This window comes from Streptomyces klenkii (assembly GCF_003626645.1).
GTDB classification, from domain to species: Bacteria; Actinomycetota; Actinomycetes; order Streptomycetales; family Streptomycetaceae; genus Streptomyces; species Streptomyces klenkii.
In genome coordinates this window covers 1-25,648 of record NZ_RBAM01000004.1, presented here as the reverse complement: position 1 = coordinate 25,648, position 25,648 = coordinate 1, and the positions used below count along the sequence as shown (strand labels likewise).

Genomic DNA, 25,648 nt, shown 5'->3' with positions numbered 1-25,648 from the left:
TCGTTTCTGCTCTGCGGCCGCCGCTCTACGGCGCCTTGGCCCCACGGCTACCGCCGCGGCTCCCACCGGAACCAGCGCCGGGCGCCGTATGACGCCACTATTGTCCAGGCAATGCCGGTGATGATCGCGCCCCCGGCCTCATGGGCGCTCATCCCGCCCAGCCAGCCGCCGCGCACCAGCTGGATCACCGGCGTCAGCGGCAGCACCGAGCAGACGTCCGCCATGGGGCCCGGCATGGCCTCCAGCGGCACCATGAGTCCCGAGCCCGCCACGGATATCAGCATCAGCGGCGAGGTCACCAGCTGGGAGCCCTGCACCGTCTTCGCCCAGCTCGTGGTCACCGCGGCCAGGGCTATGGACATGGCCAGCCCGAGCAGGAGCCCGATCGCCATCAGATCGGGCCGGGCGACCGCCCGCAGATCCAGCCAGAGCACGCCCGCCACGACCAGCAGGGCGCATTGCGCCAGGGCCACGGCCACCGCCGGCAGCGCCGTGCCGGTCAGGATCTCGGCGTCGCTGGTCTCGCCGGTCCGGAGCCGCTTGAGGACCAGCTCCTCACGGCGCGCCACATAGGCGCTGACCAGGTGCTGGTAGACGGCGAAGAGCAGGATGTAGCCGAAGGCGCCGGTCAGCGCGACCTCGTTGGCCGATATGCCGGCCTTGCTGAGGTCGATCTCACCGATGGCGCGCCGCATGGCCCACACCATCATCACGGGCATCAGCAGTGCCACGTAGAGCGCCATCTTGTTCCGCCCGAGGAGGGTGAACTCCGCCCGGCCCAGCGCCATCATCCGCGGCACCGACATCGACACGGCCATCGCCATCACGCGTTCCTTCCCGCGACAGAATCCATACCAAGGCCGGCACCGGCGAGACCCGCCCCCGACTCCGCGGGCCCTCCGGCCGGGTTCGCGCCCGCTATGGCCAGGAACGCCTCCTCCAGCGAGGCGGTCCGGGCGTCGAGGCCCTCCAGCTCGACGTCCTTGTCCCGGGCCCAGAGCAGCAGCCCGGTCAGCGTCCGCTGCAACTCGTGCGTCTGGAGCTCTATGCGCCCGCGGTCCTCCTCGTGCCGCACGACGCCCAGTTCGGCGAGGGGCGGGAGATCGCCCACGAACCAGCCCACCGGCATCGCGAAGCGGATCCGCGCGGGATAGCTGCCGATGACGGTCTCCGGCGTACCGGACGTGACGATCCGCCCCTCGCGCATGATCGCCAGGTGGTCGGCGAGGGACTCCGCCTCTTCCAGATAGTGCGTGGTGAGTAGCACCGTGGTGCCCTCGGCGCGCAGCCTGCGCACCAGATCCCAGGTGTTGTGCCGGGCCTCGGGGTCGAGGCCGGTCGTCGGCTCGTCGAGGAAGAGGACCTCGGGGCGGCCCAGGAGGGCGAGCGCGAGATCGAGGCGGCGGCGCTCGCCGCCGGAGAGCTGCTTGATGCGGACGTTCTTGCGGCCGAGGAGATCGACCAGCTCCAGGGCCTCCGTCACCGGCCGGGCCCCGGTGGTGCAGCCGGCCCACATCCGGACCGTCTCCGTGACGGTCAGGTCCGCGGGGAAGCCGCCCTCCTGGAGCATCACCCCGATCCGGGGCCGCACGGCGCTCCGCTCCGCATACGGATCGTGCCCGAGCACCCGCACCTCGCCCGCGGTCGGCTTCGCGAGCCCCTCCAGCAGCTCGACCGTGGAGGTCTTGCCCGCGCCGTTCGTGCCGAGCAGGGCGAACAACTCGCCGCGCGCCACGGTGAAGGAGACGTCCCGCACCGCTTCGAATCCCTTGTCCCCGGCCGGGCCGTAGCGGCGGCGCAGCCCCGAGACGTCGATCACACTGTCCCCGATGTCCATGCCCCAAGCCTCCCGCCGGATCCGGGCGGAGGTCAGTGCGACCTGTCATGGGTTCGGATGACGAATGTCATCAGCGCCCGAGGCCCGGGAAACGCCGGCGCCGGAGCCCGGGAAGCGCCGGAGCCCAGGAGACCGAAGGTCCCGGGAACGCCGAAGGCCCCGGTCGTGATGACCGGGGCCTTCGTACTGGAGCGGACGACGAGACTCGAACTCGCGACATCCACCTTGGCAAGGTGGTGCTCTACCAACTGAGCTACGTCCGCATGCATCCGACCGGCTTTCACCGAGCGGCGCGTGCATCACTCTACCTGATCCACTTCCGTGGCCGGTAACCGTGATGAGAGCGGGTGACAGGAATCGCACACTGCGCCTCCCCCTTGGAAAGGGGGCGCTCTACTACTGAGCTACACCCGCGAGGATCGCCGGTCCGGCCCACAGAAGTGAACCATCAAGCGATCAGAGCGGGTGACAGGAATCGCACACTGCGCCTCCCTCTTGGAAAGAGGGCGCTCTACTACTGAGCTACACCCGCATGATCCGTCCCGACCGGTCACAGGTGTGACCAGAGGACGTTCAGAGCGGGTGACAGGAATCGCACACTGCGCCTCCCCCTTGGAAAGGGGGCGCTCTACTACTGAGCTACACCCGCGTGACCTGGGGTTTCGCCCGGTTTCCCGGCCTCGCCCCTCGGCGTGATCCAGACTCTAGCTGATCATCCGGGGTGCTTGGCAAATCGGCCCGGCGGCCGGCCCCGGGGGCGGTCCGGCGACGGCCCGCCGGGGCCCCTGCGGGCGGCTCGCAAGCGACTCGGAAGCAGCTCGGCGCGCGGCCTACTCGGCGGAGTTGAAGGCCTCGTACACGCGCTTGGGGATGCGGCCGCGCGGCGGCACGTCCATGCCGTGCGAGCGCGCCCAGGCGCGGACCGCCGCGGGGTCGGGGGCGACGGAGGTGCGGCGGTAGGCCTTGCCGGAGCGGGACTGCTTGCGGCCCGCCTCCAGGTAAGGCGTGAGGGCCGCCCGCAGTTTCTTCGCATTGGCAGTGTTCAGGTCGATCTCGTACGACTTGCCGTCGAGGCCGAAGGTAACCGTCTCCGCGGCTTCCCCGCCGTCGATGTCGTCGGAGAGTGTGACCACTACGCGCTGTGCCACGAATATCGGTCCTTTCGGCGGGCATCCCCGCGGTGAACTGCGCAGATGCACTGGTTCCGGATGTTCCGGATCCGTTCCTGGTCAATGGTTATTCATTTGTACAACGAGGGACATTCAAAGTGAAGCCCAGTTAATTCTGTCCGGGTGCCCCTTCGCAATCAGGACCGTACGTTTTTCCCGGGATTTTTCCAGGGCGTCCTGGGCGTCGATGCGTAAACGTGACAGGAGGCCCAGCATATCTATGCGCGTAGATTTTTCGGGACTGTACGCTGGCGGTACCGCTTCAGCTCACGCACCACACACCGGGAGTGCCAGTGGCACGCGTCGTAGTCGACGTCATGCTCAAGCCGGAGATCCTCGACCCGCAGGGCCAGGCGGTGCAGCGCGCGCTGCCTCGCCTGGGTTTTGAGGGGATCGCCGACGTCCGTCAGGGCAAGCGCTTTGAACTCGAGGTGGAGGGACCGGTCGACGAGGCCGCCCTCGCTCGAATCCACGAGATGGCGGAAACGTTTCTCGCCAACACCGTGATTGAGAACTTCACCGTGCGGGTCGACTCGTGACCGCCCACCCGTCACCCACCGCCACCCGTCAAGGAAGCCCTTCGGGCCGCAGCAACATTCGCGTAGGAGTCGTCACCTTCCCCGGCACCCTGGACGACCGCGACACCCAGCGCGCCGTCCGGATCGCCGGGCTCGAGCCCGTGCCGCTCTGGCACCGCGACAAGGACCTCAAGCAGGTGGACGCCGTGGTCCTGCCCGGCGGTTTCTCCTACGGCGACTATCTGCGGGCGGGTGCCATCTCCCGCTTCTCGCCGGTCATGGAGACCGTCATCGAGCAGGCCAAGGGCGGCATGCCCGTCCTCGGTATCTGCAACGGCTTCCAGGTGCTCACCGAGACCCACCTGCTGCCCGGCGCGATGCTGCGCAACAACCACCTGCACTTCATCTGCCGCGACCAGAAGCTCCGCGTGGAGAACGCGGACACCGCCTGGACGTCCGACTACGAAGCGGGCCAGGAGATCTCCGTCCCGCTGAAGAACATCGACGGCCGTTACGTGGCCGACGAGCACACCCTCGACGAGCTGGAGGCGGAGGGCCGCGTCGTCTTCCGCTACGTCGACTACAACCCGAACGGCTCGCTCCGCGACATCGCCGGCATCACCAACGCCGCCGGCAACGTCGTCGGCCTGATGCCGCACCCCGAGCACGCCGTCGAGCCCCTGGTCGGCACCGGCCGCACGGACGGGCTCGGGTTCTTCACTTCGATCCTCAAGAAGCTGGTCTCCGCATGAGCGACGCACGCGCGGCCGCTCAGCCGCAGACGAACATGAAAGCCGCACCTCTGCGCCGCGCGGGCGGAGAAGCGAATGAAAGGGGTGCCGTCTCATGAGCCTCGACACCGTCAAGCACGCCGACGAGACCCCCGACGTCGACCAGCCCTGGGCCGAACTGGGCCTGAAGCAGGACGAGTACGAGCGCATCCGCACCATCCTCGGCCGCCGTCCCACCGGCGCCGAGCTCGCGATGTACTCCGTCATGTGGTCCGAGCACTGCTCCTACAAGAGCAGCAAGGTCCACCTCCGCCAGTTCGGCGAGAAGGCCCCGGAGAACGACGCCCTCCTCGTCGGCATCGGCGAGAACGCCGGCGTCGTCGACGTCGGCCAGGGCTACGCGGTCACCTTCAAGGTCGAGTCGCACAACCACCCCTCGTACATCGAGCCCTACCAGGGCGCGGCCACCGGTGTCGGCGGCATCGTCCGCGACATCCTCGCGATGGGCGCCCGCCCGGTCGCCGTCATGGACCCGCTGCGCTTCGGCGCCGCCGACCACCCCGACACCAAGCGCGTCCTGCCGGGCGTCGTCGCGGGCATCGGCGGCTACGGCAACTGCCTGGGCCTGCCCAACATCGGCGGCGAGGTCGTCTTCGACGCCTGCTACCAGGGCAACCCGCTGGTCAACGCCCTGTGCATCGGCGTGATGAAGCACGAGGACATCCACCTCGCCAAGGCCTCCGGCGCCGGCAACAAGGTCATCCTCTACGGCGCCCGCACCGGCGGCGACGGCATCGGCGGCGTCTCGGTCCTCGCGTCCGAGACCTTCGACGACTCGAAGCCCACCAAGCGCCCCGCCGTCCAGGTCGGCGACCCCTTCCAGGAGAAGCTCCTCATCGAGTGCACCCTGGAGATCTTCCGCGAGGACCTGGTCGACGGCATCCAGGACCTCGGCGGCGCCGGCCTGTCCTGCGCCACCAGCGAGCTGGCCAGCGCCGGCTCCGGCGGCATGCGCGTCGAGCTGGACCGCGTGCCGCTGCGCGACGCGACGCTCTCGCCCGAGGAGATCCTCATGAGCGAGTCGCAGGAGCGCATGTGCGCGATCGTCGAGCCCGGCAAGGTCGACCGCTTCCTGGAGATCTGCGAGAAGTGGGACGTCATCGCCACCGTCATCGGTGAGGTCACCGACGGCGAGCGGCTGGAGATCTTCTGGCACGGCGAGCAGATCGTGGACGTGCCGCCGCGCACCGTCGCCCACGAGGGCCCGGTCTACGAGCGCCCGTACGCCCGCCCGGACTGGCAGGACGCCCTCCAGGCCGACGACGCGAACAAGCTGGCCCGGCCGGCGAGCGCCGAGGAGCTGCGCGAGCAGGTCCTGAAGGTGATCTCCTCGCCGAACCAGGCGTCCAAGTCCTGGATCACCGACCAGTACGACCGGTTCGTGCAGGGCAACACCGTCCTCGCGCAGCCGGAGGACTCCGGCATGGTCCGCATCGACGAGGACACCAACCTCGGTGTCGCCGTCGCCACGGACGGCAACGGGCGCTACGCCAAGCTCGACCCGTACGCGGGCGCACAGCTCGCGCTCGCCGAGTCCTACCGCAACGTGGCCGCCTCCGGCGCCCGCCCGCTGGCCATCTCGAACTGCCTGAACTTCGGCTCCCCCGAGGACCCCGCCGTCATGTGGCAGTTCGCGGAGGCCACGCGCGGCCTGGCCGACGGCTGCCTGACGCTGGGCACCCCGGTCACCGGCGGCAACGTCTCGCTCTACAACCAGACCGGCGAGACCGCCATCCACCCGACCCCCGTGGTCGCGGTGCTCGGCGTCATCGACGACGTCAACCGCCGCACGCCGATCGCCTTCTCCGAAGAGGGCCAGCTGCTCTACCTGCTGGGTGACACCAAGGAGGAGCTGGGCGGCTCGGCCTGGTCCCAGGTCGTCCACGACCACCTCGGCGGCCTGCCGCCGGCCGTGGACCTGGACCGCGAGAAGCTGCTCGGCGAGATCCTGATCTCCGCCTCGCGCGACGGCATGATCGACGCCGCGCACGACCTCTCCGACGGCGGTCTGATCCAGGCCCTCGCCGAGTCGTGCCTGCGCGGCGGCAAGGGCGCGCGGATCGTCGTGCCCGATGGCATTGACCCCTTCGTCTTCCTCTTCTCCGAGTCCGCCGGCCGTGCTGTCGTCGCGGTCCCGCGGAGCGAGGAGCTGCGGTTCACCGACATGTGCGGAGCGCGGGGCCTGCCCGCGACCCGGATCGGTGTCGTCGACGGCGAAGCGATCGACGTCCAGGGTCAGTTCAGCATCCCGCTGGCCGAGCTGCGCGAGGCCCACGAGGCCACGATTCCGGCGCTGCTCGCGTAGGCACCGTCTGACGTCGCCGGTGGCGGGGCGGGCTCCTTCCCGGGCCCGCCCCGCCACCGCGACGGCGGAGATCTCCGCCGGACTCCGGACTCCGGTCAGGGGCGCGGCACCCGCAGGCGTATCGCCAGCAGCAGCGCCACCACCATCGCTCCGGCAGCACACGCGAACACCGTGTCGACGGAGGTGACGAACGCCCCTATCGCCTGGGTGTGCGCCTCCCCGCTGAGCGCGGCGATGCGGCTCGCCGATCCGCCGGGGCCCTTCGCCTCGTACACCCGGGCCAGCACCGTGCCGAAGAGGGAGGCGCCCAGCGCGCCGCCCAGGGACTGGAAGAAGCGGATCCCCGTGGTGGCCACGCCCAGTTGGCGGGGCGGCGCCGACTCCTGCGTGAGCTGGATCAGCTGGCCGAGCAACTGGCCGAACCCGAGGCCGAGCAGCAGCAGCGCCGTGCCGACGATCCACAGGCTCGTGTCCGTGCCGAGGGTGGCGAGGATCCCCATGGCCGCCGCGCTGACCGCCGTGCCGGCGACGATAAAGGTCTTCTGCGGCCAGCCGCGTGCCGTCAGCTTGCCGGTGACGACGCCGATGACGGAGATCCCCGCGGCCATAGGAAGCAGGAACAGGCTGGCGTGCGTGGCGGCGATGCCGCGTACGAGTTGCAGATAGATGATCACGTAGATCATCGAGCCCATCAGGGCCGTCCCGATCAGCGCTTGCAGTGCGAACGAGATGCGCAGCACGGGGATCCTGAACAGCGACAGGGGCAGGACGGGCTCGGCCGCCGTGGCCTGCCGCCACACGAACAGGCCGAGCAGCAGCGCGCTCGCCGTGATCAGCCCGAGGACGGTGGGCGAGCCCCACGCGTACTCCTTGCCGCCCCACTCGGTGACGAGCAGCACGGACGTGGAGAAGGCCGCTGCGAGGCCGGCGCCGAGGAAGTCGATGCGGTGGCGCGTGCCGTGGTGCCGGGGGAGCTTGAGGACGGCGGCCGCGGCGGCGAGCACGGCGAGGCCGATGGGCAGGTTCACGTAGAACACCCAGCGCCAGTCGGCGTGATCGGCGAGGACGCCGCCCAGCAGGGGCCCGAGCGCCATGCCCGCGCCCGCCACGAGGCCGCCTATGCCGGCGCCGCCGTTACCGCCGCGGCCCTTGCCGCCGTCTCCGCGGCCGCCCTTGCCGGCGCCGTCGCTTCCGTCCGCGGGCGCTCCCGCCTTGAGCTGGGCGATGACGACCATGGTGACGCTCATCAGCCCGCCGCCGCCGATGCCCTGGACCGCACGGAACGCGATGAGCTGCTCCATGGACTGCGCCGCCCCGCACAGCGCCGACCCCACGAGGAAGGCCGCGACGGCGCTCAGGAACACTCTGCGCGCGCCGAGCGTGTCGCACAGCTTGCCGTAGAGCGGCAGGACGGCGGTCGAGGCGAGGGCGAAGGCGCTGATCAGCCAGGGCACGCGGTCGATGCCGTGCGCGGGGTCGAGGTCCTGGACGACCGGGACGGTGACGGCCGAGACGATGTTCTGGTCGAGGACGGCCAGGAGCATCGTGGTCAGGCAGACCACGAAGGCGATCTTGCGCTGCCCCTCGGTCATACCGGCCCCGGCCGGCTGACCGGCCGGGGCCGAGCCCGCCGCCGAACCCGTGCCCGGCGCGCCGGCAGTCCCTCTCGAAGGCCCCCGCTCAGGAGCCAACTGCCCCGCTGCTGTGGATGAACGCACCCTTCTTCCCCCTCCGGGTCGGCTGTGGAACGCCGGTGGAAGCGGCGCGCCCTCACCATGCCCCGCGAACGTGTACCGAGTCAATTCTTCTATCGGGTAAGTTTGTCGCCCCGGTCAAAACTTCATCCTGGTACAGTCGGACCATGACCGAAGGCCTGAGCCTGCGCGAGCGCAAGAAGATCCAGACCCGGCGCACCCTGTGGAAGACCGCCGCGAAGCTGTTCCTGGAGCGCGGCTACGACCAGGTGTCGGTCGCCGAGGTCGCCCTGGCCGCCGAGGTCTCGAAGATGACGGTCTTCAACTACATGTCCTCCAAGGAGGATCTGGTCCTCGGCCCCATGCACGAGCACATCGGCGACGCCGCCCGCTCCGTGCGTGACCGGCATCCCGGCGAGTCCGCCGTCGCCGCCTTCCGCAGGGAGTTCCTGGCCGCGCTCCACGCGTACGACCCGTCCGTCGGCATGAGCGACGACCCGCACGTGCTGCGGATGCGCCGGCTGATCCAGGAGACCCCGGCCCTCCTCGTCCGCGCCCACGAATACGTCCGCCGCGCCCAGATGCTCCTGGCCGAGGAGCTGGCCGCGGCCGCGGAGGGGCCCGACGCCGACCTCGCCCCCGTGGTCGCCGCGCAGCTGATGAGCGTCCGCTACGCCGTGCACGAGTACAACCACCGGCGTCTGGTCGCGGGGGAGTCGGCGGAAGCCGTCCTTCCAGGCGCCGTCGCCCTCGCCGAGCGCGCCTTCGACCTGGTCGAGCACGGTCTCGGGGACTTCGCCACGCTCCCGGCCGGCACGGGAGCGGCATCCGCCGGCACGGGATCGGAACCCGCCGGCACGGGAAGGGCACCCGCCGCCACCGGATCGGCACCCGCCACCGGGACCGGTGCCGAATAGGGTCGGAGCCATGCCTCCCGCCCCGCGCAAGCCCCGTCCCCGCAGCTACGACCCCGCCAAGCTGCGCGCAGCCGTCACCGCGCAGCTCGCCCACGTACGGGACGCCGCCGCGGGCCTGGACGAGGCGCAGCTCGCGCTGCCCACCCGGGGCGGGGAGCGGACCGTCCGCGATCTGCTCGTACGCATCGCCCTGGACGTGGACCTCGTGGCCCGCCTGATCGGGGAACCGGCCCCGCCCGCGCGGGAGATCACGGCCGTGGAGTGGCCGGCCAGGACCGCTCCCGCGGGGACCGCCGGGATCACCGAGCTCGCCGGCAGCGGTGCCCCGGAGACCGCCCCCGCCGCCTTCCTGGATGCCGTGGCGGACCGTTTCGCCGCCGTCGCCGCCACCACCCCGCCGGACCGCCTCCTCGCCACTCCCGCGGGCGCCATGCGGCTGGACGACTTCCTGGTCACGCGGTGCGTGGAGCTGGCCGCCCGCACCGACGACCTCGCGGCGGCGCTCGGCACCGGGATCCGTTACGACCGGCAGGTCTTGGCCCATGCCACCCGTCTGCTGGCCGACGCGCTCGCCGCCGGGGCCCCGGGCGGCTCCGTGGAGGTCCGCATCCCGCCGTTCGCGGTCGTCCAGTGCGTGGCCGGCCCCCGGCACACCCGGGGCACCCCGCCCAACGTGGTCGAGACCGACCCGCTCACCTGGCTCCGCCTGGCGACCGGCCGTACGGACTGGGCCACTGCCCTGGACGCCGCCGCGATCAGTGCGAGCGGCGAACGGGCGGACCTCTCCGCATACCTCCCGCTCTCTATGTGACCTCCGGCTATCGGGTCTCCGGAGCGGCCCCCGCCCGAACTCCCTTTGGCGGAATGTACAAAAGATCGTCGAGCGGCGATTCGCTTTCCCCGAAAGGTGATTCGCCGTGCGCGCCGAGTGGCTGTGCGTGGTGTGAGGTATCACCGGTCGTCCCCGGTTCGGATGAACCTCCTCCCTGCCATAGACTCAAGGTGTGCCTCGTGGTGACGGACGACTCAGCCACGACCTGCTCCCCGGTGAGAAGGGCCCCCAGGACGCATGTGGCGTCTTCGGTGTCTGGGCTCCGGGTGAAGAGGTCGCCAAACTCACCTATTTCGGGCTGTATGCGCTGCAGCACCGTGGACAGGAGTCCGCGGGCATCGCAGTGAGCAACGGCTCCCAGATCCTCGTCTTCAAGGACATGGGACTGGTTTCCCAGGTCTTCGACGAAACTTCCCTCGGCTCTCTTCAGGGCCACATCGCGGTCGGTCACGCCCGCTACTCCACCACCGGAGCCTCGGTGTGGGAGAACGCTCAGCCGACCTTCCGGGCGACCGCGCACGGCTCGATCGCGCTGGGTCACAACGGCAACCTGGTCAATACGGCCGAGCTGGCCGAGATGGTCGCCGCTCTCCCCAAGGAGAACGGCCGGGCCACCCAGGTCGCGGCGACCAACGACACCGACCTGGTCACGGCCCTCCTCGCGGGCCAGACCGACGCCGACGGCAAGCCGCTGACCATCGAGGAGGCGGCCGCCAAGGTCCTTCCCGACGTCAAGGGCGCCTTCTGCCTCGTCTTCATGAACGAGCACACGCTCTACGCCGCCCGCGACCCGCAGGGCATCCGCCCGCTGGTCCTCGGCCGCCTGGAGCGCGGCTGGGTGGTGGCCTCCGAGACCGCCGCCCTGGACATCTGCGGTGCCACGTTCGTCCGCGAGATCGAGCCGGGCGAGCTCATCGCCATCGATGAGCACGGCGTGCGCACCAGCCGCTTCGCCGAGGCCCGCCCCAAGGGCTGCGTCTTCGAGTACGTGTACCTGGCCCGTCCCGACACCGATATCGCGGGCCGGAACGTCTACCTGTCCCGGGTGGAAATGGGCCGCAAGCTCGCCGCCGAGGCCCCGGTCGACGCCGATCTGGTGATACCGACACCGGAATCCGGCACTCCGGCGGCCGTCGGATATGCGGAGGCCAGCGGCATTCCGTACGGCACCGGCCTGGTCAAGAATTCCTATGTCGGCCGGACGTTCATCCAGCCGAGCCAGACCATCCGCCAGCTCGGCATCCGGCTCAAGCTGAATCCGCTCAAGGAAGTCATCAAGGGCAAGCGCCTGGTCGTCGTCGACGATTCCATCGTCCGCGGCAACACCCAGCGCGCGCTCGTGCGGATGCTCCGCGAGGCCGGCGCCGCCGAGGTGCACGTGCGGATTTCCTCCCCGCCGGTGAAATGGCCGTGCTTCTTCGGCATCGATTTCGCCACCCGGGCCGAGCTCATCGCCAATGGCATGAGCGTCGAGGAGATCGGCCGGTCGCTGGGCGCGGACTCGCTCGCGTACATCTCCCTCGACGCCATGATCGAGGCGACCACCATCGCCAAGCCGAACCTGTGCCGCGCCTGCTTCGACGGTGAGTACCCCATGGCGCTCCCCGACCCCGAGCTGCTCGGCAAGCAGCTCCTGGAGACCGAGCTGGCCGGTGGCGCGGACGCCGCCGACGCGCTCCGTCGTCCGTAAAACGCCCTCGTAGTACCGAACGACACGAAAGTTCCCAGCAATGTCTGAGACCACTGGTGCCAGCTACGCAAGCGCGGGCGTCGACATCGAGGCGGGCGATCACGCCGTCGAGCTGATGAAGAAGTGGGTGAAGAAGGCCACCCGCCCCGAGGTCGTCGGCGGCCTCGGCGGCTTCGCCGGGCTCTTCGACGCGAGCGCGCTCAAGCGGTACGAGCGGCCCCTCCTCGCCTCCGCCACGGACGGCGTCGGCACGAAGGTCGACATCGCCCGCCGCATGGGCGTCTACGACACCATCGGCCACGACCTCGTCGGCATGGTCGTGGACGACCTGGTCGTCTGCGGCGCCGAGCCGCTGTTCATGACCGACTACATCTGCGTCGGCAAGGTCCACCCCGAGCGGGTCGCCGCGATCGTGAAGGGCATCGCCGAGGGCTGTGTCCTCGCGGGCTGCGCGCTGGTCGGCGGCGAGACCGCCGAGCACCCGGGCCTGCTCGGCGCGGACGAGTTCGACGTGGCCGGCGCGGGCACCGGCGTGGTCGAGGCCGACCGCGTGCTGGGAGCCGATCGCATCCGTACGGGTGACGTCGTCATCGCGATGGCCTCGTCCGGACTTCACTCGAACGGGTACTCGCTGGTCCGCCATGTGCTCTTCGACCGGGCCGGCTGGGAGCTGGACCGGGAGGTGCCGGAGTTCGGCCGCACCCTCGGCGAGGAGCTGCTGGAGCCCACCCGCATCTACTCGCTGGACTGCCTGGCCCTCACCCGTACGGCCGAGGTGCACGCCTTCTCGCACGTCACGGGCGGCGGCCTGGCGAACAACCTGGCCCGGGTGATCCCGGACCACCTCCACGCGACGGTCGACAGGTCCACGTGGACGCCGGGAGCGGTCTTCGACACCGTGGGCCGGCTCGGCGGCGTCGAGCGGCTGGAGCTGGAGAAGACGCTGAACATGGGCGTCGGCATGGTCGCAGTCGTACCGCAGGAGTCCGTGGACGTGGCCCTCACGGCCCTCGCCGACCGCGGAGTGGACGCGTGGGTCGCCGGCGGCGTCACCGACCGCGGTGATCACGCCGAGGCCGTGGCCCTGACCGGTGACTACGCGAGCTGACGTGAACGGCCGCTTGTGCCCACCCGTGCCGCTGCGGCGGCCCGGGTGCCCGCAAGCGGCCCGTGGGGCGGCGGCCTCAGTGATGTGCCGGCACGGCGTCCGGACAGCACAGAAGAACGGCGTCCGGGCAGCACAGAACCCGGTCCGAGGTCGTGCCTCGAACCGGGTCAGTGGGAGTTACAGCGTCAAGCGCGGCGACGGTAAGGAGAGTCGGACGGGGCCTGCTCGTCCTCGTCCTCATCGTCGTTGTAACGACTCGCGTACTGAGCGTACGGGTCGTCATCCAGCTCATCGTCCTTTTCGAGCGGCTCGCTGTTCGGCGGCTGCTTCGTCGGCGATGCGCCCAGCTCATTGGCCAGACGTGAGAGGTCGGTCCCGCCGCTGTTGTACTTCAGCTGGCGGGCGACCTTTGTCTGCTTGGCCTTGGCCCGGCCGCGCCCCATGGCTCGACCCCCTCAATGACGGGGCTCGACGGCCCCAGAGTCTTGACACGCGTTCACGTTCATGAGTCAGAGCGGACCCCCGTGGAGGGATCCGGCCTGTAGGGCTTCAACGGTACCTGCTTCCGCGGCCATACGGTACGTCGCCCGCATGACGTGCCACGCAGCACAACCCTAGGGGAGCCCCGTCCCCGCTGGTCAGCTGCGATTTTAACGTGTCTTGTGCCCCGACCCGCCGATGGGTGGTGAGAGATGTCTCGCTCACCACCTCATCGGACGGGCCTGTAGGGACCGCTAGGGGGCGGCTCCGGGCGGGCCCGGGACCGCCGGCCCGGGCGCGCTGCGCCCGCCACCGGGACATGGACGGTGCGCAAGGCGCCCTTATCAGGCTTACCGGACGGTTCTACCGCGCGGTAGCCACCGCGGTCGCACTCGCCGCGGCCGCGGGCGTGCCGACCGCACCCGTCGCGCGCGCCCGCGCCTCGGCCATGCGCTGCTCGGCCAGCCGGTCGGCGGCAGCGGCGGGCGGGATGCCGTCGGCCTTGGCCCGATCAAATATGGCCAACGTCGTGTCGAAAATCTGGTTCGCCTTGGCCTTCGCGCGGTCGAAATCAAAACCGTGCAGTTCGTCGGCGACCTGAATCACTCCGCCGGCGTTCACCACGTAGTCCGGGGCGTAGAGGATGTCGCGGTCCGCGAGGTCCTTCTCGACGCCCGGGTGGGCGAGCTGGTTGTTGGCCGCGCCGCAGACCACGCTCGCGGTCAGGGCGGCCACGGTCGCGTCGTCCAGCGCGCCGCCGAGCGCGCAGGGGGCGTAGACGTCGAGCGGCGTACGCACCAGCACCTCGGCGTCCGTCACGGCGGTGACCTGCGGGTGGCGGGCCAGGATCCGCTCCACGGCCTCCGTCCGGACGTCGGTGATCACGACTTCCGCGCCGTCCTCGACCAGGTGCTCGACGAGGTGGTGGCCGACCTTGCCGACACCGGCGATGCCGACCCGGCGGCCGCGCAGGGTGGGCTCGCCCCAGCGGGTCTGCGCGGCGGCGCGCATGCCCTGGAAGACGCCGAAGGCGGTGAGGACGGAGGAGTCGCCGGCGCCGCCGTTCTCGGGGGAGCGGCCGGTGGTCCAGCGGCACTCGCGGGCGACGACGTCCATGTCCTGGACGTAGGTGCCGACGTCGCAGGCGGTGACGTAGCGCCCGCCGAGGGAGGCCACAAAGCGACCGTATGCCAGCAAGAGTTGCTCGGTCTTGATCAGGGAGGGATCGCCGATGATCACGGCCTTTCCGCCGCCGTGATCCAGACCCGCCAGCGCGTTCTTGTAGGACATGCCGCGGGAGAGGTTGAGGGCGTCCTGCACCGCCGCCTCCTCCGAGGCGTACGGGTAGAAGCGCGTGCCGCCGAGGGCGTCGCCCAGGGCGGTGGAGTGGATGGCGATCACGGCCTTGAGGCCGCTCTCGCGGTCCTGGCACAGGACGACCTGCTCGTGGCCGCCCTGGTCCGACCGGAACAATGTGTGCAGCACGCCGTCAGCGTCATTGGTGGGACGTACGTCAGTCACTGTGGTGACTCCATATGTCGCGGAGGTTGCCCTCCGGGGGTGGTGGAGGGCCGGTTGGCAAGAGGGTAAGACCTGTCGGCCCGGCGGGCCGGTCCCGTGCGGAGGATCACTCCTCCGGGGAGCGGCGCCATGGGACGATTTGCGCGGTACGGGGAGGGTTCGGCAACTCCCCGGGGTGTCCGGCGTCTTGAGGGGAGCACGTGTGGGCTCGGCGTCATCGGTGACCGTCCCGTACGCGGCGTACCTGCGGGTCTACGAGCCGCTCGGCGCATTCCCGGAGCCGGAGCGCACGCACTGGGAGCGCTACGCCCGGCGCGCCGCCCTGCCCTGCGCCCAGGACGAGCTCCGGCGCTCGCTCGCCGACCTGCTGCCCACCCCGCCGGTGCCGGTCCCGGTGCACGAGAGCGGCGACGCCTTCGTGACCTTCCAGGACGGCGTCCTGTGCGTCTGCCCGTGGCGGACGCGGCTGCGCGGCTGGCTGGCGCTGGAGGAGCTGTCCGAGAGCCTGCCCGCGCCGGTGCTGGACGCGGCGCTGCCGCCGGTCGTGCGCCGGCAGGCGGAGGCCGACTACGAGCGCTGGCAGGAGCGCAACCCCGACGCCCGGCCGTGGATCCGCACCGCGACCTGGCAGGTGCCCCTGCGCTGGTTCGTCCTCTTCTCCGACGAGGAGCGCGAGTACGGCAAGCCGGGGGAGTGTGCGGGCGAGGGGGAGCCGGGCCGGGACGGGCTCGTGCTCCGCTACCGCACGCAGATGGTGCAGGCGAGGCGGCGGGTGGCCCGGGGGCTGCGCACGCTCAAGGATGCGATCGACGAGGGTCCGCTGATCGACGGGCTGGTGGACGTGGGGCGATGGCTGGAGGAATTCCACCCGCGCTCCCTGGTGGAGCTGGATTACGGCGGTCTGGTGCATATGGTGCCCGAGGCGCAGCTCGCCGAGGACCATTCCGCCGGGGACACGGCGGAGGGGCTCGCGGCGTTGCGTGCGGGGGACGGGGTGCGCGCGGGGCGGGCGTACGAGCGGTTGACGGAGCGCTGGAGTGCCGTACGCAACCGTCAGTACGCCAATTGATGTCCTGATCCGAGGAGCGCCGGGACCTAGGTCCCGATCCGGGCCATTGCGGCAACCGTGACCTAACGCACTTTCGTCAGGTCTTGCGCTCATCGCCCATCCGCGTGGCAAAATAGGACAAGGAGTCCGGGAAGGGCTCCTTCCGTCCAACTAAGGGCGGATTGATCGGTATTGCACTCCTTGGCGGGTCTGGTGACCCCTGATCCCGCTGTGACTGATCGTCACGGTGGCGTGACTGTCCGCTATGGCATGGTCCATCGGCTTCCGTCGAGGTTGAACACCTGAGAGGGCAATTCCATCGGTTTGGCCGACGTGGCTGGACAGATGGTGTAGTTGTAGTGCCGAGGACAAGCCGTTCGTCCTATAACCGACTCGGCCCGCGTCCGCCATTTCGGGCAACGCGGGTCAAGGTGCAGAATTTAGAGGAAAGAACCGACTCCACGTCAGGTTCTCCCGAGGAGGCCGCTCATGACCGCTCGCACCCCTGATGCCGAGCCGCTGCTGACCCCGGCTGAGGTTGCCACGATGTTCCGCGTGGACCCGAAGACGGTCACCCGTTGGGCCAAGGCTGGCAAGCTCACGTCCATCCGTACGCTCGGAGGACACCGCCGTTACCGCGAAGCGGAGGTCCGCGCCCTGCTGGCGGGCATTCCGCAGCAGCGCAGCGAGGCCTGAACAACCGCATGACCGGGCGTTTTCCGGGGCCCCCAACCCGGCTCGCGCCCTGCTCCAGTTCCATCTGAAGCACCCTGAAGCACCATCTGGCTCCATACGACCGGCTCCTGCCCCAACAGGACCGCCGCAGCCCACCGACTTGGGCGAGTCGTCGATCGCGCTGGACTCCGCCGGGTCCAGCGCGATCTTTTTTATGCCCGAACGCCGTCAAGCGCGGTCAAGGGCTGCCAGGCGTCGCCTTCAAGCACGACTGAGCGCCGCTGAGCACCTATGACGCCCTGGGCGGCCCGCGGCGCCCCTGCCCGGCTCCGGGCGGCGCAGGCCGGCGGAGCGCACCCGTACGGACCCGCCTGGCCCACCCTTTCGGGTGGAGTGCAATTGCACATATTAAATTGACCCGTTGTAGGCCAGGGGTAAGTTCCCTCGTCCGGGAAACTCTTTCGGTGACTCCCATCACAGCGCGACGGGCTTGTCACTCATTGTGCCGCTGCGGTAAAGAGCCCCGGCGCGCTCCGGATGGGTGCGGAGCCGCGGCCGACTGCCGCCCGTACAGGCGCCGTTGGTCACCCGGAGCCGGTCCGCGCCCCCTCGGCGCTCTCCGGGCCGGACACCGGCCCCGCAGGGCCTGCAGCCGCCTCCTGGGCGAGGCGCAGCAGCCGGTGGCACACAGCGCAGCGCCGGGTCAGGTGGCGGTACCCGGAAGCGCCGGACGCGGCGGACAGGTGGGCGCGCAGCAGCGCCCGCGTCTCGTGCCTGATGCTCTCGGCCCTGAGCTTCGCGGTCCCGGGCGTGCCGGGCCGTTTCGCCTCTGCCGGGGTGGTGGTCGTCGTCATGGAGCGCAGCACCTCCACTGTCTGGGTACCCCTGGCACGTGTCCCAGTCAAGGTCGAACGCGAGAAGGCCCGGATCCCTGAAAGGGGACCCGGGCCTTCAACCGATGCGGTGCTGACGGGATTTGCCGTCTCGGCGGCGGCTGCCGTCGAGGGCGCGGCCTCCGGGCAGAGCCGTCCGGTCCGAAAACAGAAGCAAGGCCCGCGCTCAGTGTAGAGCTCGGGCCTTGCTGTGATGCGGTCCTGACGGGATTTGAACCCGCGGCCTCCACCTTGACAGGGTGGCGAGCACTCCAAACTGCTCCACAGGACCTTGCTGTGCTTCCCGCTCCGGCGGGCTGCGAGACAGACTCTACAGCAGGTCAGGGGGTGCGGTCGAACCCGATCACGGGAGGGCCCCCGATCGGGTCCCCGCGCCGTGCCGAGGCCCGGCCGCACCACCCGTCCCTAGGGCACCAGCTGGTCGATGGTCTTCACGATCCGCTTGTCCGAGACCGGGTGCGCCGTCCCGAGCGCGTGGGCGAAGTAGCTCACCCGCAGCTCCTCGATCATCCAGCGGACGTCGAGCGCTTCCCGGGGCACCGGGCGCCCCTTCGGGAACTGCTCCAGCAGCCACGCGTACTCGTCCTGCATCTCCTTCACCTTCGCCATCCGGGTCCGGTCCCGGTCGGCGTTGGCGGGCAGCTGGGTGAGCCGCCGGTCGACCGCCACCAGATAGCGCAGCAGGTCGGGCAGGCGCCGGACGCCGTGCTCGGTGACGAAGCCCGGCTTGATCAGCCACGCCAGCTGCTCCTTGACGTCCGAGAGGGAGGACATCAGCGACAGGCTCGTGGTGGCCTTCAGCCGGCGCTCGCACGCCTGCCAGGCGGCCAGCACCTCCTGCACCTTGCGGATCGCGTCCATCGTGGCGTCCACGATGTCCGCCCGTACCGCGTCGAAGAGCTTGCGGAAGGATTCTTCGTCCCAGACGGGGCCGCCGTGCGCCGCGATCAGCTTGTCGGCCGCGCCCGAGACGCAGTCCTCGAAGAGCGCCTGGACGGAGCCGTGCGGATTGCGCGACAGGGCGAGCTTCTGCTGGTTGCCGAGCTTGTCCTGGGCGAACTTCGCCGGGTTGGAGGGCAGGTTCAGCAGGATCAGCCGGCGGGTGCCCCGCCACATCGCCTCGCGCTGCTCCGGCTCGGTGTCGAAGAGCCGCACGGCGACCGAGGAGCCCTCGTCCACCAGCGCGGGATACGCCTTGACCGGCTGGCCGGCCCGGCGCGTCTCGAAGGTGCGCGGCAGGGTGCCCACCGTCCAGGACGTGAGCCCCGAGCGCTGCTCCGGGGCGCCGCCGCCGGTGCCGTCGGCCTTGGCGGCCTCCGCGGCCTGCTCGAAGGCCTTGGAGATCGCCGCCTGCGTCTTCGGCTTGAGCCGCAGCCGCAGCGCCTCCAGGTCCTTGTCCTCGGCGATCTTGCGACGGCGCTCGTCAATGACCCGGAAGGTGATCTTCAGGTGGTCGGGCACCTTGCCCGGGTCGAAGTCCTCCGGATCCAGCCGGACGGCCGTCATCCGGTGCAGCTCGCGCGCCAGCGTGACCGTCAGCGACTCCTGGAGCGGGACGGCACGGTCCAGGAACGCCTTGGCGAAGTTCGGCGCCGGCACGTAGTTCCTGCGGATCGGCTTGGGCAGCGACCGGATCAGCTCCGTCACCAGGTCCTCGCGCAGCCCCGGGATCTGCCAGTCGAAGCCCTCGGCCGAGACCTGGTTCAGCACGTGCAGCGGAATGTGGACGGTCACGCCGTCCGCGTCCGCACCCGGCTCGAACTGATAGGTCACCTTGAACTTCAGCCGGCCCTGCCGCCAGGAATCCGGGTAGTCGTCCTTGGTGACCGCCCCGGCGTTCTCGTTGATGAGCATCGACTGCTCGAAGTTCAGCAACTCGGGCTCGTCGCGCCGCTTGTGCTTCCACCACGAGTCGAAATGCGCGCCCGACACCACGTGTTCGGGCAGCCGCTGGTCGTAGAAGTCGAAGAGCGTCTCGTCGTCCACCAGGATGTCCCGGCGGCGGGCGCGGTGCTCCAGCTCCTCGACCTCGCCCAGCAGCTTGCGGTTGTCGTGGAAGAACTGGTGGTGCGTACGCCAGTCGCCCTCGACCAGGGCGTGGCGGATGAACAGCTCGCGGCTCGTCTCCGGATCGATCCGGCCGAAATTGACCTTCCGCTGCGCGACGATCGGCACGCCGTAGAGCGTCACCCGCTCGTACGCCATGACGGCCGCCTGCTTCTGCTCCCAGTGCGGCTCGCTGTAATTGCGCTTCACCAGGTGCTCGGCGAGCGGCTCGATCCACTCGGGTTCGACCTTGGCATTGACCCGCGCCCACAGCCGCGACGTCTCCACCAGCTCGGCCGACATCACCCAGCGCGGCTGCTTGCGGAACAGCGCCGAGCCCGGGAACACCGCGAACTTCGCGCTGCGGGCACCCAGGTACTCGTTCTTCTCCGTGTCCTTCAGACCGATGTGAGACAGCAGACCCGCGAGCAGCGACTGGTGAATGCGCTCCGGGGCCGCGTCCTCCTCCGCCATGTGGACGCCCATCTGCTTGGCGACCGTCCGCAGCTGCGAGTAGATGTCCTGCCATTCCCGTATGCGCAGGTAGTTCAGGAACTCCGACTTGCACATGCGCCGGAACGCCGACGACGACAGCGCCTTCTGCTGCTCGCGCACATAGCGCCACAGGTTCAGGAACGCGAGGAAATCGCTCGTCTCGTCCTTGAAGCGGGCGTGCTGCTGATCGGCCTGCGCCTGCTTCTCCGAGGGCCGCTCGCGCGGATCCTGGATCGACAGCGCGGCCGCGATCACCATGACCTCGCGGACACAGCCGTTGCGGTCGGCCTCCAGGACCATGCGGGCCAGCCGCGGGTCCACCGGCAGCTGCGCGAGCTTCCGCCCCGACTGCGTGAGCCGCTTCTTCGGGTCCTTCTGCTGAGGGTCCAGCGCGCCCAGCTCGACCAGCAGGTCGACGCCGTCCTTGATGTTGCGCCGGTCCGGCGGATCGATGAACGGGAACTTCTCGATGTCGCCCAGGCCGGCCGCCGTCATCTGGAGGATGACCGACGCCAGATTCGTACGGAGGATCTCCGCGTCCGTGAACTCCGGACGGGCGAGGAAATCGTCCTCCGAATACAGCCGGATGCAGATGCCGTCCGACGTACGGCCGCAGCGGCCCTTGCGCTGGTTCGCACTGGCCTGCGAGACCGCCTCGATCGGCAGCCGCTGCACCTTGGTGCGGTGGCTGTAGCGCGAGATCCGCGCGAAACCGGGGTCGATCACATAGCGAATGCCCGGAACCGTCAGGGACGTCTCGGCGACGTTCGTCGCGAGCACGATCCGGCGGCCCGTATGACGCTGGAAGACCCGGTGCTGCTCGGCGTGCGAGAGCCGGGCGTACAGCGGCAGGATCTCGGTGAACCTGAGCTTCTTCTTCTCCAGCGCATCCGCGGTGTCACGGATCTCCCGCTCACCGGAGAGGAAGACCAATATGTCGCCGTCGCCCTCGCGCTGGAGCTCATCCACCGCATCGCAGATCGCCGTGATCTGATCGCGGTCCGCGTCGCCGGAATCCTCTTCCAGTAGAGGCCGGTACCGCACCTCCACCGGATACGTCCGCCCGCTCACCTCGATGATCGGCGCCTCCCCGAAATGGCGCGAGAAGCGCTCCGGGTCGATCGTGGCCGAGGTGATGACGACCTTGAGGTCGGGGCGGCGCGGCAGCAGCTGCGCCAGATAGCCGAGGATGAAGTCGATGTTGAGGCTGCGCTCGTGCGCCTCGTCGATGATGATCGTGTCGTACTGGCGCAGCTCGCGGTCCGTCTGGATCTCGGCCAGCAGGATGCCGTCCGTCATCAGCTTGACCAGCGTGCTGTCGCTCACCTGATCGGTGAAGCGGACCTTCCAGCCGACCGCCTCGCCCAGCGGCGTGCGCAGCTCCTCCGCGACGCGCTCCGCGACCGTGCGGGCGGCGATCCGGCGCGGCTGGGTGTGCCCGATCAGGCCCCGGACGCCGCGGCCGAGCTCCATGCAGATCTTGGGGATCTGCGTGGTCTTCCCGGAGCCGGTCTCGCCCGCGACGATCACGACCTGGTGGTCGCGGATCGCCGCCAGGATCTCGTCCTTCTTCTGGCTGACCGGGAGCTGCTCGGGGTAGGTGACGGCCGGCGCGGCGGCCCGGCGGCTCGCGACGCGCAGCTCGGCCGCGCCGACCTCTGCCGTGATCTCGGCCAGGACGGCCGTACGGGCCTCGGGCTTGCGGATGCGGCGCGCGCCCTCGAGCCGCCGCCCCAGGCGCTGCGCGTCGCGCAGCGTCAGCTCGGGGAGGCGGGCGGCGAGGTCGGCGAAGGTGGCGGGGGCGGCAGGCTGCGTAGACATACGGAGTCCAGGATCGCACCAGCCGCCGCGAAGCGGCGAACCCATTTTCCGGGAATGCACTGAGCCCCCCATCCGAAGATGAGGGGCTCACTGTGGCTGGGGCCGGGGTCGAACCGGCGACCTTCCGCTTTTCAGGCGGACGCTCGTACCAACTGAGCTACCCAGCCACGCAGACACCAGAGATGTCTGCAGCGGTCCTGACGGGATTTGAACCCGCGGCCTCCACCTTGACAGGGTGGCGAGCACTCCAAACTGCTCCACAGGACCTTGCTATGTGCGAGCACTAGTCTCGCACACGGTAAAGCGTGCCCCCAACGGGATTCGAACCCGTGCTACCGCCTTGAAAGGGCGGCGTCCTGGGCCACTAGACGATGAGGGCTGATGGCCCACCTGGGCGCTTCGCAGCGCCTCGGGGACGTGAGAAGCATATGGGATGGAGAGGGGGAACGCCAAAACGGTTTCCCGGGGGGCGGCGCGACGGAGCGGCCGGGGGCGGCGCAGGGGCCCCGCGGGGGTGCGTGCCGGACAATGGCGAGCGTGCTGGAGATGACGCGCGAGGAGTTCGAGGAACTGGTCGCCGAGGCCCTGGACCGGATCCCGCCGGAGCTGACGCGGCTGATGGACAACGTCGCGGTGTTCGTCGAGGACGAGCCCCCGGCGGAGGACCCGGAGCTGCTCGGCCTCTACGAGGGGACGCCGCTGACCGAGCGCGGCGAGTGGTACGCGGGCGTCCTGCCCGACCGGATCACGATCTACCGCGGGCCGACGCTGCGCCTGTGCACCTCGCGGGAAGAGGTGGTGGAGGAGACCGAAGTGACGGTCGTTCACGAGGTGGCCCACCACTTCGGTATCGACGACGAGCGGCTGCACGCACTCGGCTACGGGTGACCGGTTGCGGCTGACGGTCGGGAGCGGAGGGGATCCGTGACGGCTGACGGTCGGGAGCGGAGGGAGATCAGTAATGGCTGACGGACGGGCCGGCCGGTAAAGAGCCGGTCAGGTGAACGCGTGCCGCGCGTGTCCTGGGCGGGGCGGTCTCAGTTGGGCAGGGGGCCTGTCCCATGCGTTCAGTCCCGCGCGTCAGTCCCGGAAGTCCCGAAGGCGGTCCCCGATGCCTCCCACCTCACCCCGCGCAGCCGTCACCCGGATCGCGGCCGTCGCAGCCGTGGCCCTGGCCCTCGGGGGGTGCATGAGCGTGAGCGACCCGGAGCGGCCCGCTCCGTCGCCGGGTGCGGGCAAGCAGCGCGACGCGGGACCGGAGCCGGACGGCGGCGTGCGGATGCCGGGCGGGCGGCCCGGGCCGGCGGACGCGCGCTCCGCGCGGGGCGCGAGCGGCAGCCCGTCGGCCAGGAGCACGGCCGGCCCGTCCTCCTCGGCGACGCCCTCCGGCAGCCCCGCCGAGGCCTCGCCGGACGCCCGCCCCGGCAAGCCGGGCAAGAAGGCGAAGCCGTCGTCCGGCGGCGGCACGGCCCCCACGCCCCACCCGCCCGCGTCCAGCCAGCCGGCCCCCCAGCCGAGCACCCCCGCTCCACCGCCGCCCACGCAGCCGCCCGCGTCCTCGGCGCCTCCTTCGCCGCAGCCCGGGCCGCAGGCCGCGGGCCCCGTGGCGTAGGTCGCACCGGGGTCCTGTGGCGCAGGCCATGCCGCCGGGCGGGGGCGGCGGGTTGCGTCCGGGGGGTGCGAGTGCGTATGGTGGTAGATCGTTTGATCCCATTTGCCCGGCGCCTAACAGAAGCGCGCCGTGTGGCGCGTTCCTTACCTTGCCGTGGCTGACCGCATCGAGGCGGTCATTTGTGAAGCCGACACGGAGCTTGGGCGCGTGCCGAAACTCCGGAAGGTTTCGCATTTCGCATGTCCATTTCCACTGAGCAGACCGTCATGCCCGTAAGCGACGAGATCGTCGAGATCGTTGCCGAGGCTGACGCCACCGCGGAGACCACCGCGGACCTCACCACCCCCGCCGACGACACCGCGGCCGACGCCGCCGAGGCCGCCGCCGAGCCCGCCGAGCCGACGATCACCTTCGGTGACCTCGGTCTGGACGCGGGCATCGTCCGCAAGCTCGCGCAGAACGGCGTGACCACCCCCTTCCCGATCCAGGCCGCGACCATCCCGGACGCCCTGGCCGGCAAGGACATCCTCGGCCGCGGCCGCACCGGCTCCGGCAAGACCCTCTCCTTCGGCCTGCCGCTGCTGTCCACCCTGGCCGGCGGCTCCACCGAGAAGAAGCGCCCCCGCGGCCTGATCCTCACCCCGACCCGTGAGCTCGCGATGCAGGTCGCGGACGCCCTCCAGCCGTACGGCGACGTGCTCGGCCTCAAGATGAAGGTCGTCTGCGGCGGTACGTCCATGGGCAACCAGATCTACGCCCTGGAGCGCGGCGTCGACATCCTCGTCGCCACCCCGGGCCGCCTGCGCGACATCATCAACCGCGGCGCCGCCTCGCTCGACAAGGTCCAGGTCGCCGTCCTCGACGAGGCCGACCAGATGGCCGACATGGGCTTCCTGCCCGAGGTCACCGAGATCCTCGACCTGGTGCCGGCCGGCGGCCAGCGCCTGCTGTTCTCCGCCACGCTGGAGAACGAGATCGACACCCTCGTCAAGCGCTACCTGGTCAACCCGATCACGCACGAGGTCGACCCCTCCGCCGGTGCGGTCACCACCATGACCCACCACGTCCTCGTCGTGAAGCCGAAGGACAAGGCGCCGGTCACCGCCGCCATCGCCGCCCGCAAGGGCCGCACCATCATCTTCGTCCGCACCCAGCTGGGCGCCGACCGCGTCGCCGAGCAGCTGCTGGACGCCGGCGTCCGCGCCGACGCCCTGCACGGCGGCATGACCCAGGGCGCCCGCAGCCGCGTCCTGGAGGACTTCAAGGCCGGCTACGTGAACTGCCTGGTCGCCACCGACGTCGCCGCCCGCGGCATCCACGTCGACGGCATCGACCTGGTCCTCAACGTCGACCCCGCCGGTGACCACAAGGACTACCTGCACCGCTCCGGCCGTACGGCCCGCGCCGGCCAGTCCGGCACGGTCGTCTCCCTGGCCCTGCCGCACCAGCGCAAGCAGATCTTCCGTCTGATGGAGGACGCGGGCGTCGACGCCTCGCGCCACATCGTCGGCGGCTCCGGCGCCTTCGACGAGGAGGTCGCCAAGATCACCGGCGCCCGCTCCCTCACCGAGGTCCAGGCCGACTCCGCGGCCAACGCCGCCAAGCAGGCCGAGCGCGACCTCGCCGACCTGACCCGCCAGCTGGAGCGCGCGCAGCGCCGCGCCACCGAGCTCCGCGAGGAGGCCGACCGCCTGCTGGCGCGCGCCGCCCGCGAGCGCGGTGAGGACCCGGAGGCCGCCGTCGCGGCCGCCGCCGAGCAGGCCCAGGCCGAGGCCGTCGCCGCCGAGGCCGCGGAGACCGCTGCCGCGTCCGTCCCGGCGCAGGCCGCTCCGGCCCACGAGCGCCGCGACGACCGGGGCAACTTCGACCGCCGTGGCGACCGTGGCGGCGACCGCGGTGGTGACCGTGGCGGCTTCCGCCGCGATGACCGTCGTGATGACAACCGCTCCGGTGGTTTCCGCCGCGACGACCGCCCGTCGGGTGGCTTCCGTCGTGACGACCGTGACGGCTTCCGTGGTGGTGACCGTCGCGATGACCGCGGTGGTGACCGTGGCGGCTTCCGCCGTGACGACCGTCGTGATGACAACCGCTCCGGTGGTTTCCGCCGCGACGACCGCCCGTCGGGTGGCTTCCGTCGTGACGACCGTGACGGCTTCCGTGGTGGTGACCGTCGCGATGACCGCGGTGGTGACCGTG

At 70.4% G+C, this 25,648-nt stretch carries 20 protein-coding genes and 8 tRNA genes; 12 read left to right on the top strand and 16 right to left on the bottom strand.

Translation table 11 applies throughout. The features are described 5' to 3' along the window. Positions 1-47 precede the first annotated feature (47 nt). From D7231_RS10135 to D7231_RS10105, 7 genes are all read right to left on the bottom strand, one after another. A complete protein-coding gene (locus D7231_RS10135) occupies positions 48-824 on the bottom strand; it encodes an ABC transporter permease (RefSeq protein ID WP_120754649.1) in 777 nt (258 codons plus the stop codon). Beyond that, positions 824-1,837: an ABC transporter ATP-binding protein gene (locus D7231_RS10130; protein WP_120754648.1), complete on the bottom strand. Its 1,014-nt coding sequence runs from the start codon at positions 1,835-1,837 to the stop codon at positions 824-826. Before D7231_RS10130 ends, D7231_RS10135 begins: the two co-directional genes overlap by 1 nt. Before the next feature lie 187 nt (positions 1,838-2,024). Beyond that, positions 2,025-2,100: transfer RNA gene (locus D7231_RS10125), tRNA-Gly, on the bottom strand. A gap of 79 nt (positions 2,101-2,179) precedes the next feature. Then, positions 2,180-2,251: transfer RNA gene (locus D7231_RS10120), tRNA-Gly, on the bottom strand. A gap of 46 nt (positions 2,252-2,297) precedes the next feature. Next, a tRNA-Gly gene (locus D7231_RS10115) sits at positions 2,298-2,369 on the bottom strand. A gap of 45 nt (positions 2,370-2,414) precedes the next feature. Then, positions 2,415-2,486 (bottom strand) — tRNA-Gly (locus tag D7231_RS10110). A 181-nt stretch (positions 2,487-2,667) separates the two neighbouring features. After that, positions 2,668-2,985, bottom strand: coding sequence for a histone-like nucleoid-structuring protein Lsr2 (locus D7231_RS10105; protein ID WP_120754647.1), 318 nt, complete (start codon positions 2,983-2,985; stop codon positions 2,668-2,670). Between the two features lie 314 nt (positions 2,986-3,299). Between D7231_RS10105 and purS the strand changes: the two genes are divergently transcribed. From purS to purL, 3 genes are all read left to right on the top strand, one after another. After that, positions 3,300-3,545, top strand: a complete 246-nt coding sequence (purS, locus tag D7231_RS10100; RefSeq protein WP_120754646.1) for a phosphoribosylformylglycinamidine synthase subunit PurS — start codon at positions 3,300-3,302, stop codon at positions 3,543-3,545. Positions 3,546-3,601: 56 nt separating this feature from the next. Beyond that, positions 3,602-4,276 (top strand): phosphoribosylformylglycinamidine synthase subunit PurQ, encoded by a 675-nt coding sequence (gene purQ / locus D7231_RS10095; protein WP_120755550.1) that lies wholly within the window; start codon positions 3,602-3,604, stop codon positions 4,274-4,276. Positions 4,277-4,370: 94 nt separating this feature from the next. Next, entirely contained in the window at positions 4,371-6,620 is a 2,250-nt protein-coding gene (gene purL, locus D7231_RS10090; protein WP_120754645.1) for a phosphoribosylformylglycinamidine synthase subunit PurL, read from the top strand. Positions 6,621-6,715: 95 nt separating this feature from the next. Here purL and D7231_RS10085 read toward each other — a convergent pair whose 3' ends face one another. Beyond that, entirely contained in the window at positions 6,716-8,212 is a 1,497-nt protein-coding gene (locus tag D7231_RS10085; RefSeq protein ID WP_120754644.1) for an MFS transporter, read from the bottom strand. 269 nt (positions 8,213-8,481) lie between these two features. Between D7231_RS10085 and D7231_RS10080 the strand changes: the two genes are divergently transcribed. From D7231_RS10080 to purM, 4 genes are all read left to right on the top strand, one after another. After that, entirely contained in the window at positions 8,482-9,231 is a 750-nt protein-coding gene (locus D7231_RS10080; RefSeq protein WP_120754643.1) for a TetR/AcrR family transcriptional regulator, read from the top strand. A gap of 10 nt (positions 9,232-9,241) precedes the next feature. Then, on the top strand, positions 9,242-10,042 hold the full coding sequence (locus D7231_RS10075) for a sterol carrier family protein (RefSeq protein ID WP_120754642.1): 801 nt from the start codon (positions 9,242-9,244) through the stop codon (positions 10,040-10,042). Between the two features lie 193 nt (positions 10,043-10,235). Next, positions 10,236-11,753, top strand: coding sequence for an amidophosphoribosyltransferase (purF, locus tag D7231_RS10070; protein WP_120754641.1), 1,518 nt, complete (start codon positions 10,236-10,238; stop codon positions 11,751-11,753). A gap of 40 nt (positions 11,754-11,793) precedes the next feature. Then, positions 11,794-12,861 (top strand): phosphoribosylformylglycinamidine cyclo-ligase, encoded by a 1,068-nt coding sequence (gene purM, locus D7231_RS10065; protein WP_120754640.1) that lies wholly within the window; start codon positions 11,794-11,796, stop codon positions 12,859-12,861. Between the two features lie 185 nt (positions 12,862-13,046). On the opposite strand, the gene D7231_RS10060 is transcribed toward purM, so the two are convergent. Both D7231_RS10060 and D7231_RS10055 read right to left on the bottom strand, forming a co-directional pair. Then, a complete protein-coding gene (locus tag D7231_RS10060; protein ID WP_058047541.1) occupies positions 13,047-13,304 on the bottom strand; it encodes a DUF3073 domain-containing protein in 258 nt (85 codons plus the stop codon). A gap of 400 nt (positions 13,305-13,704) precedes the next feature. Next, positions 13,705-14,862 (bottom strand): Leu/Phe/Val dehydrogenase, encoded by a 1,158-nt coding sequence (locus tag D7231_RS10055; protein WP_120754639.1) that lies wholly within the window; start codon positions 14,860-14,862, stop codon positions 13,705-13,707. Between the two features lie 202 nt (positions 14,863-15,064). Here D7231_RS10055 and D7231_RS10050 point away from each other — a divergent pair, with 202 nt between their 5' ends. Both D7231_RS10050 and bldC read left to right on the top strand, forming a co-directional pair. After that, on the top strand, positions 15,065-15,931 hold the full coding sequence (locus tag D7231_RS10050; protein ID WP_120754638.1) for a DUF8083 family protein: 867 nt from the start codon (positions 15,065-15,067) through the stop codon (positions 15,929-15,931). A 468-nt stretch (positions 15,932-16,399) separates the two neighbouring features. Continuing rightward, positions 16,400-16,606 (top strand): developmental transcriptional regulator BldC, encoded by a 207-nt coding sequence (gene bldC, locus D7231_RS10045; RefSeq protein ID WP_003949541.1) that lies wholly within the window; start codon positions 16,400-16,402, stop codon positions 16,604-16,606. A 563-nt stretch (positions 16,607-17,169) separates the two neighbouring features. On the opposite strand, the gene D7231_RS10040 is transcribed toward bldC, so the two are convergent. The 6 genes from D7231_RS10040 to D7231_RS10015 all read right to left on the bottom strand — a co-directional run bounded on the left by D7231_RS10040 (position 17,170) and on the right by D7231_RS10015 (position 22,219). Beyond that, a complete protein-coding gene (locus D7231_RS10040; RefSeq protein ID WP_228774975.1) occupies positions 17,170-17,439 on the bottom strand; it encodes a DUF6274 family protein in 270 nt (89 codons plus the stop codon). Between the two features lie 235 nt (positions 17,440-17,674). Continuing rightward, positions 17,675-17,749, bottom strand: a tRNA-Asp gene (locus D7231_RS10035). A gap of 134 nt (positions 17,750-17,883) precedes the next feature. Beyond that, positions 17,884-21,840 (bottom strand): ATP-dependent RNA helicase HrpA, encoded by a 3,957-nt coding sequence (gene hrpA / locus D7231_RS10030; RefSeq protein ID WP_120754637.1) that lies wholly within the window; start codon positions 21,838-21,840, stop codon positions 17,884-17,886. 93 nt (positions 21,841-21,933) lie between these two features. Further along, positions 21,934-22,007, bottom strand: a tRNA-Phe gene (locus tag D7231_RS10025). A 25-nt stretch (positions 22,008-22,032) separates the two neighbouring features. After that, a tRNA-Asp gene (locus D7231_RS10020) sits at positions 22,033-22,107 on the bottom strand. Positions 22,108-22,146: 39 nt separating this feature from the next. Then, positions 22,147-22,219 (bottom strand) — tRNA-Glu (locus D7231_RS10015). Positions 22,220-22,377: 158 nt separating this feature from the next. Between D7231_RS10015 and D7231_RS10010 the strand changes: the two genes are divergently transcribed. From D7231_RS10010 to D7231_RS10000, 3 genes are all read left to right on the top strand, one after another. After that, the gene (locus D7231_RS10010; RefSeq protein WP_106677607.1) at positions 22,378-22,728 is read left to right on the top strand and encodes a metallopeptidase family protein; all 351 of its coding nucleotides are present in this window, start codon (positions 22,378-22,380) and stop codon (positions 22,726-22,728) included. 223 nt (positions 22,729-22,951) lie between these two features. Next, positions 22,952-23,452: a hypothetical protein gene (locus tag D7231_RS36460; protein WP_158673730.1), complete on the top strand. Its 501-nt coding sequence runs from the start codon at positions 22,952-22,954 to the stop codon at positions 23,450-23,452. A 239-nt stretch (positions 23,453-23,691) separates the two neighbouring features. After that, positions 23,692-25,648, top strand: a 1,957-nt coding sequence (locus tag D7231_RS10000) for a DEAD/DEAH box helicase (protein ID WP_147449699.1), incomplete at its 3' end; no start/stop codon positions are given.

Coding starts and splice junctions, on each gene's coding strand:
- hrpA (WP_120754637.1), bottom strand. CDS start 21,840: ATGTCTACGCAGCCTGCCGCCCCCGCCACCTTCGCCGACCTCGCCGCC.
- purL (WP_120754645.1), top strand. CDS start 4,371: ATGAGCCTCGACACCGTCAAGCACGCCGACGAGACCCCCGACGTCGAC.
- D7231_RS36460 (WP_158673730.1), top strand. CDS start 22,952: ATGCCTCCCACCTCACCCCGCGCAGCCGTCACCCGGATCGCGGCCGTC.
- D7231_RS10080 (WP_120754643.1), top strand. CDS start 8,482: ATGACCGAAGGCCTGAGCCTGCGCGAGCGCAAGAAGATCCAGACCCGG.
- D7231_RS10060 (WP_058047541.1), bottom strand. CDS start 13,304: ATGGGGCGCGGCCGGGCCAAGGCCAAGCAGACAAAGGTCGCCCGCCAG.
- D7231_RS10130 (WP_120754648.1), bottom strand. CDS start 1,837: ATGGACATCGGGGACAGTGTGATCGACGTCTCGGGGCTGCGCCGCCGC.
- D7231_RS10075 (WP_120754642.1), top strand. CDS start 9,242: ATGCCTCCCGCCCCGCGCAAGCCCCGTCCCCGCAGCTACGACCCCGCC.
- D7231_RS10135 (WP_120754649.1), bottom strand. CDS start 824: ATGGCGATGGCCGTGTCGATGTCGGTGCCGCGGATGATGGCGCTGGGC.
- D7231_RS10085 (WP_120754644.1), bottom strand. CDS start 8,212: ATGACCGAGGGGCAGCGCAAGATCGCCTTCGTGGTCTGCCTGACCACG.
- bldC (WP_003949541.1), top strand. CDS start 16,400: ATGACCGCTCGCACCCCTGATGCCGAGCCGCTGCTGACCCCGGCTGAG.
- D7231_RS10040 (WP_228774975.1), bottom strand. CDS start 17,439: ATGACGACGACCACCACCCCGGCAGAGGCGAAACGGCCCGGCACGCCC.
- purM (WP_120754640.1), top strand. CDS start 11,794: ATGTCTGAGACCACTGGTGCCAGCTACGCAAGCGCGGGCGTCGACATC.